Origin of the sequence: Sodalis-like endosymbiont of Proechinophthirus fluctus, assembly GCF_001602625.1 — a bacterium.
In the GTDB taxonomy this organism is placed as follows: domain Bacteria; phylum Pseudomonadota; class Gammaproteobacteria; order Enterobacterales; family Enterobacteriaceae.
In genome coordinates this window covers 1,108-7,809 of record NZ_LECR01000070.1, presented here as the reverse complement: position 1 = coordinate 7,809, position 6,702 = coordinate 1,108, and the positions used below count along the sequence as shown (strand labels likewise).

Here is a 6,702-nt window from a genome sequence, read left to right as displayed (position 1 = left end):
TACCAGGGTATCTAATCCTGTTTGCTCCCCACGCTTTCGTACCTGAGCGTCAGCCCTCGTCCAGGGGGCCGCCTTCGCCATCGGTATTCCTCCAGATCTCTACGCATTTCACCGCTACACCTGGAATTCTACCCCCCTCTACGAGACTCTAGCCTGCCAGTTTCAAATGCCGTCCCCAGGTTGAGCCCGGGGATTTCACATCTGACTTAACAGACCGCCTGCGTACGCTTTACGCCCAGTAATTCCGATTAACGCTCGCACCCTCCGTATTACCGCGGCTGCTGGCACGGAGTTAGCCGGTGCTTCTTCTGCGGGTAACGTCAATCAATGGCGCTATTAACGCCATTGCCTTCTTCCCCGCTGAAAGTGCTTTACAACCCGAAGGCCTTCTTCACACACGCGGCATGGCTGCATCAGGGTTTCCCCCATTGTGCAATATTCCCCACTGCTGCCTCCCGTAGGAGTCTGGACCGTGTCTCAGTTCCAGTGTGGCTGGTCATCCTCTCAGACCAGCTAGGGATCGTCGCCTAGGTGAGCCATTACCCCACCTACTAGCTAATCCCATCTGGGTTCATCCGATGGTGTGAGGCCTAAAGGTCCCCCACTTTGGTCTTGCGACATTATGCGGTATTAGCTACCGTTTCCAGTAGTTATCCCCCTCCATCGGGCAGATCCCCAGACATCACTCACCCGTCCGCCGCTCGCCGGCAAAGAGGAAAGCCTCTTCCCGCTGCCGCTCGACTTGCATGTGTTAGGCCTGCCGCCAGCGTTCAATCTGAGCCATGATCAAACTCTTCAATTAAAAGCTTGATGTTCAAAGAATTAAAACTGGTATTCGTATGAATATTCGTTTGTTCACTCTTCTTCAAGACTTGATATTTCGTGTGTCGATATCGTCTCGTGAATGCCCACACAGATTGTCTGATAAATTGTTAAAGAGCGTAAACCGGGAGGTATTTTCCCTACTGGTGCGGGTGGCGTATACTACAATTTTCCTCTTTATAATAAACCTGTTATTTTCCAGTAGTGGGACACCTTCCTCTAGCTGATCCGGTTATGTTCCCGGCCAGTGAAGACGCATTATAGGGAGCCGAATTTATTGCACAAGACTTTTTTGATCTTTTGCCGCTGACTGTTTATTTTTCATCCCTTCTGATTTGATCTTAAGCGATCGTCTGCGCAAAAACAGCAAATGGTGGACGAGGAATGGTTGTCACATACGCTTTTAAGATAAAACAGTCTATTCAGTACCCTACAACAGGATCCTTATAATGCTTCAGCACGTTAGGCTGCTGCGCCCTTACCGAGACACCTCCCCTCAACTCGAAGGGGATCATTATCGATCCCAGCGACGTGGTCATAAGTCATATCACCCTCGGCGACGATGTCAGTATTCGGCCGCTGGTCGATATTCTCGGCGACATCAAAAAACTGTGCGCGAGTAGGCTGGGCGCACCAATATTCAGGACGGCTTCGCATTACATGTAACCCATCGCTCCAAGCGCAACCCGGCGGGACATCCCTTGATTATTAGCGATGAGGTCACTGTAGGGCATATAGTCATGTTGCATAACTGCACTATCGGCAATCATGTTCTGATTGGTATGGGAAGTATTATTCTGGATGGCGCCGTCATTGAGGATGAAGTCACCATTAGTACTAAGCCTGGTATGGTGGCGTCCGGTAAACACTTACACAGTAGCTGTCTCTATATTTTGGCAGTCCGGTGAAGTGAATCCTCCGCCTGACTGCCACGGAAATGGGTCATCTTATTTTACTCGGCTAATAATAATTATGTACAATAGAGGGATTACTATCCCTCCCAAGAAGATGGACAGTGGCCGCCTGTAGAAGGACATTGAATTCATTATTATCGTACGACCATGGCTTGTCCGTGCGACCCTGGCATTTTTATCGGTTTGGCTTTAGGGATAGCGCTTCTGGCATCGAAAAACTAATTCTTGCTTAAAGCTTAAAGTAATGTGCTATTATTTCAGTATAAGCAGTATCGGCCATCAATATCTATTCCCTGAGCTATAAGTTATTCCATTACATCCTCTACTTCCATGCGATGTTGACGAAAGAGCGTGGGAGGATTGGACTCATCACCCGCGGACAAAAAGCAGATACATAATCAATCCACACTGATTCGACACTTCACGCGGCATCCCCCGCGCCCACCATGCTGGGAAGAACACACCTTGACGCTTGTCATCCTATTACTCCAAATCCGGGAAATGTATCACCTAGTTCATACAGTCAGCTCCGCGCGAAGGGTTTCCAGTACCGGCAAAATTGAGGGCAATACGCCATGCCACAAGAAGAATGCCGAGGCCGCCTGACCCACCAGCATGCCGAGCCCATCAGAGCAGCGCAGCGCGCCGTGCCGGCGACTCCAGGCGATGAACGGTGTTTCGCCTTGTTGATAAAACATATCGTAGCAGTAAACCGTAGGTGTAATAATGGAGGCTGGCAGTGGCGGGATACTGCCCTGTACCCCGGTGGATGTCGCGTTGATGATCAAGTCGTAATCCGGCGAACCGAGGCGCTCAATGGGTAATGCACTGATATCGCCAACGTGATAGTAAAACTCCACCAGCTCTTGTGCTCGAGGGAAAGTCCGGTTAGTCAGAACTACTTTGTAGCCGTAGGAAAGCAGCGGCAGGATCACCCCCCGTGCTGCGCCGCCAGAGCCCACTAAGAGCACTCGGCTTTCTTGGCGCAATAGAGCGAAACGCTGCAAATCACTGACCAAACCAATACCGTCAGTGTTATCCCCTAGCAATGCACCGTCCGGTAGTTTCTTGATGGTATTCACCGCCCTAGCCAAAGACCCACGCTCGGTGAGCTGATCGCAAAGCGAGAACGCGCGCTCTTTAAACGGCAGGGCAATATTCGCCCCCAATCCTCCCGTGTCGAAAAACTGCCGCAGTGTTTGCTCAAAACCATCCAGTGGTGCCAGCACACGGTCATAAGGATGGGATAGACCGGTTTCATTGGCAAAAAGGGCATGAATGCGCGGTGACCGACTATGGTTAATCGGATGACCAAAAACGGCATAGGTACCCATGGTGTCACTCCGGTGATAATCAACCCTGACGAATCAATTCGCCGCTCAAGGCATCGCGAATTTCAGAAGGATTGCGCCGCCCTTCTACCGCTTCGTCCAGTATCGGAAAAGCAGCGCCTAATTGCTCACGCACTTCGCCGGCAGTACACGCCGGCGGCAGCCCGGTCAAATTAGCGCTGGTAGATACCAGTGGCTTACCGAAAGCAGAGCATAGACGCCGCACTAGTTCAAATGCGCTGACGCGTACCGCCAGTGATGTGTATTGTCCCGTTAACCAGCACGGGGTTGTGGGACGGGCTGGTACTACCCAGGTAACGGGACCCGGCCAACGGGTGAACATTCGCTCCCGCTCGGCATTATCCAACGCGCTGTCGTCAATATAATCCGTGAGCTGGGAGTAATAAGCGGCAACTAGAATCAACCCTTTTTGCCACGGACGCTGTTTTAGCTTGAGCAACGCCTGAACTGCGCTTTCGCTATCCGGATCGCAGCCCAACCCGAACACAGCCTCCGTTGGATAAGCGATAACCTGCTGCTGACGCAGTGCTGTCACTAAACTTGTCAGGTCAGATAAAAGAAACTTATTCTTCATTTTCTTCATTATCGTTTGTCTCTACCGGTCTACCGCAGCCTTTATCGGTACAAAACCGATTTACGCCGTAGGCAGTATTTTTCTCCATAACAACGGGAAATTGCAATAAGCGCATTCCCTTGCTATGTACTGGTTATTCAATGCATATTTACAGGCGGGATATCTGATCGCAGGTGTAAAAACTTTTACCAAAGCGCGATGTGCGTTACACCAGTTTACCGGTGCGGCATTCGGGACAAGAAAATGCCGTGGCGTCAGCCACTGCTGTGGGCGTAATATGGCCGCATTCGGGGTATTTCGAGCAACCGATAAACATGCCGAAGTGCCCATGAAGCAATACCAACGTTGATTGATATTCTGGGCAAAGCTGCCCTTAGAGCACTTTTACCACATACCCATCATCCTTGGTCTTTAGGGATCGAATATAGTCGCATTGCGGGTAATGGGAACAGCCAAGAAAGGGGCGATGCTGTCCAGAACGCAGAACAAGTTCTGCCCCGCTAGGGAAAGGGGGTAAGATGCAGTGTGATTCGCGGAAAAAATCGCAGCTTTAGTCATAAGCGTTACACCATCTTTAATACGTCAACGCAGACGCTGTTCGTCTTCTTCAAAAACCAGATCTTCCATTTGCTGATATGGCATTTTCACAAACTGGAATATTAAATAACACCATGAGAATAACCCACTTCAGACCTTCTAAATCAAATTCCGGCGCGTCCAACGCCATCACACGATCGATGACCATTTCGCAGTTTTCAGGTTCAACACCTTAATCTGTTCAAGAAACAATAAGAAGCCCTGATAGTCGGTATCCAAAGCACTGGCTTTCTTCAATCATTGTAGATACGCAGTGTAGATACGCATGGTAAGTGGATCAACATTCAGCGCAAAAGTTCTGCCCTACCCGTCCTGCAGATCAGACAGTTTAACGCATTATAAATATAGTCCTTGTAATGTAGGCTTCAAACAAATACATTAGTATGTCGAGTAGTATGTCGAACATGAACTGCCCTCCTTAATCAGACATAGCCTACGGGTACAATTGCGATCCATCCTGCTAACTCCAGTTCGAGCAGTTTCACCACTACCTCCGGCACAGATTAGCAGGTACGTTCAGTGACGACATCAACAGGATGTAACATCATCCCCGTGTTTGCCGACACATCGGCAAACGGCAATTTAAATTTAACTTCGCATTTTAGTGCAGAAATAATTTCCATCTTAATTTGGTGCCAGCCATTTTAAGTCATCGCACAGGTATTCAAATATCTCCTCCGGGCGGCTAATAAGCGTCGCTTCTCCTGTCGGATAAGCCAATGAGTACTGGCGCTAGAAGGGCTGGCTGCGCAGTAGGCCCGGCAAGGAAAAGTCCTATCGTCCTTGATCCAGCGCACCGTGACCAGCGAACCGCTTTTTATTGCCGCCTACACTAAAAACAGTCTAGTCTTTAACCAGACTATCAAGCGGTTACGAAATGGAAAATGCATCGCCATCGGCGGCACATAGGGCAAAACTCCGAAACCAGAGCTCCTTCCGTGCGCGACAATGTAGTCGGCCAACCGGCAATGCTGGTGCGGACAGTCGTAACCGATCCCTCAACCTAACACTGCCACAGTCTTTCCGCCGGTGGTAGCCAGAGGAGCGCGATGGCAGACCCCATCAATGTCAAGCGCCAGAACGCTGGTGATAGTCAGGTCGTCGGCTGCTAGCTGACTGTCGAAATAGTCGCCCCATTGTTTACCGTATAGGCTGTATTGCCGGCCACCGACCATTGCCAGCTGTCGCGTTTCCAGACAGGCAGGATCTCTTGCGACAAAGAGTGCCGACGGCGAGCCAGTCCAGGCGCGGCTAGGCGGCGGGGATAACACGCATCGTTGATGGCAAGCAAATGTTAACTCGGTTGCGTCAGCTAGCGGCTCGCGTCCTCCAGTTCGCCATGAGAACAGCGACGATAGCGCTGGTGCTGTCGCGAGGTTAAAATCGCATTTAACAGTACTTGCTAGTCCATATTCTCTTAATACAATGTCTTAGACAGATATTATTTGGCCTTTGTGCCATTTACCCTTTTACCACCGCCATGTGCAACCATATTTCGCTCAATGATATTTTCCCTCCCTACTTATTCCCTGAAGACCGGCTAAAGCCGGGACATTCTCCTTCCATGGCTGTCAATCAGCTATGGAAGTGTCTAGAATAATGGTAAATACCGTTTTCATACTCAGATGCAGATTCAAATCACTATGTCATTATTGCAGGTATTACATTATCCCGACAAGCGGTTGTGCAAAGTCGCCAAACCTGTCGCCGACATTAATTACACCATTCACCGCATCGTGGATGATATGTTTGAGACTATGTACGCCGAGGAGGGGATCGGCCTGGCCGCCACTCAGGTTGATATCCACCAGCAGATCATCGTTATTGATGTCTCCGGAAACCGCGATCAGCGCCTAGTGCTGATCAATCCCGAACTGCTGGAAAAAAGTGGCGAGACCGGCATTGATGAAGGCTGTCTATCGATTCCAGATCAACGAGGCTTTGTACCGCGCTCGGAAAAGGTGAAAGTGCGGGCGCTGGATCACGACGGTAACAGCTTCGAGATGGAGGCAGACGATTTGCTGGCAATCTGTATCCAGCACGAGATGGATCATCTGGTCGGCAAGTTATTTATTGATTATCTCTCCCCGCTAAAACGTCAGCGTATTCGTCAAAAAATGGAAAAAATGGCTCGTATGACTGCGCGGGCGGGAAAGTGACCCAGACACCATAGGAATCATCGTGTCAGACTCTTTACGTATTATCTTCGCCGGTACGCCGGATTTCGCAGCGCGCCATCTGGACGCGCTGATTCGCGCTAAACATCAGGTGGTCGGTGTTTTCACCCAGCCAGACCGACCCGCCGGACGCGGCAACAGATTGACGCCCAGCCCAGTCAAGCAGCTGGCGGAGCGGCATAGCCTACCGGTATTTCAACCTTCTTCCCTGCGCAAACCCGAAGGGCAAGAGTGGGTGGCGGCATTAAGGGCGGATATCATGGTGG

The 6,702-nt window shown here is 50.3% G+C and carries 7 protein-coding genes, 1 rRNA gene and 2 pseudogenes; 3 read left to right on the top strand and 7 right to left on the bottom strand.

All coding sequences use genetic code 11. The features are described 5' to 3' along the window. Together BG74_RS06865 and BG74_RS19730 are read right to left on the bottom strand one after the other, a co-directional pair. Positions 1-802 (bottom strand): 16S ribosomal RNA (locus tag BG74_RS06865); the annotation flags it as partial. Positions 803-1,284: 482 nt separating this feature from the next. Beyond that, complete coding sequence (locus tag BG74_RS19730; protein WP_369678529.1) at positions 1,285-1,479, bottom strand: hypothetical protein; 195 nt, start codon at positions 1,477-1,479, stop codon at positions 1,285-1,287. Between the two features lie 44 nt (positions 1,480-1,523). On the opposite strand from BG74_RS19730, the gene BG74_RS19725 reads away from it, so the two are divergent. After that, positions 1,524-1,730 carry a hypothetical protein gene (locus BG74_RS19725; protein WP_369678528.1) on the top strand — a complete coding sequence of 69 codons (207 nt, stop codon included), beginning with the start codon at positions 1,524-1,526 and terminating at the stop codon, positions 1,728-1,730. 521 nt (positions 1,731-2,251) lie between these two features. Here BG74_RS19725 and aroE read toward each other — a convergent pair. From aroE to BG74_RS13815, 5 genes and pseudogenes are all read right to left on the bottom strand, one after another. Beyond that, complete coding sequence (gene aroE, locus BG74_RS06855; RefSeq protein WP_066597464.1) at positions 2,252-3,070, bottom strand: shikimate dehydrogenase; 819 nt, start codon at positions 3,068-3,070, stop codon at positions 2,252-2,254. Between the two features lie 19 nt (positions 3,071-3,089). Continuing rightward, positions 3,090-3,671: an L-threonylcarbamoyladenylate synthase type 1 TsaC gene (gene tsaC, locus BG74_RS06850; protein ID WP_439895701.1), complete on the bottom strand. Its 582-nt coding sequence runs from the start codon at positions 3,669-3,671 to the stop codon at positions 3,090-3,092. Beyond that, positions 3,652-4,220 (bottom strand): annotated as a pseudogene (locus BG74_RS11300) (topoisomerase DNA-binding C4 zinc finger domain-containing protein). The gene tsaC and the pseudogene BG74_RS11300 overlap by 20 nt, the downstream one beginning before the upstream one ends. Positions 4,221-4,244: 24 nt before the next feature. Further along, positions 4,245-4,589, bottom strand: a pseudogene (locus BG74_RS11295) (DUF494 family protein); the annotation flags it as partial. 668 nt (positions 4,590-5,257) lie between these two features. Beyond that, the gene (locus BG74_RS13815; protein ID WP_187202755.1) at positions 5,258-5,530 is read right to left on the bottom strand and encodes a DNA-processing protein DprA; all 273 of its coding nucleotides are present in this window, start codon (positions 5,528-5,530) and stop codon (positions 5,258-5,260) included. Between the two features lie 372 nt (positions 5,531-5,902). Here BG74_RS13815 and def point away from each other — a divergent pair, with 372 nt between their 5' ends. Beyond that, the gene (def, locus tag BG74_RS06845; RefSeq protein ID WP_066597466.1) at positions 5,903-6,418 is read left to right on the top strand and encodes a peptide deformylase; all 516 of its coding nucleotides are present in this window, start codon (positions 5,903-5,905) and stop codon (positions 6,416-6,418) included. Between the two features lie 22 nt (positions 6,419-6,440). Next, on the top strand, positions 6,441-6,702 hold a 262-nt coding region (locus BG74_RS17590; protein WP_305809582.1), incomplete at its 3' end, for a methionyl-tRNA formyltransferase.

What these genes read in the sequence shown, in the direction of transcription:
- def (WP_066597466.1), top strand. Translation starts at nt 5,903, where the DNA reads ATGTCATTATTGCAGGTATTACATTATCCCGACAAGCGGTTGTGCAAA.
- BG74_RS19730 (WP_369678529.1), bottom strand. Translation starts at nt 1,479, where the DNA reads ATGCGAAGCCGTCCTGAATATTGGTGCGCCCAGCCTACTCGCGCACAG.
- tsaC (WP_439895701.1), bottom strand. Translation starts at nt 3,671, where the DNA reads ATGAAGAAAATGAAGAATAAGTTTCTTTTATCTGACCTGACAAGTTTA.
- aroE (WP_066597464.1), bottom strand. Translation starts at nt 3,070, where the DNA reads ATGGGTACCTATGCCGTTTTTGGTCATCCGATTAACCATAGTCGGTCA.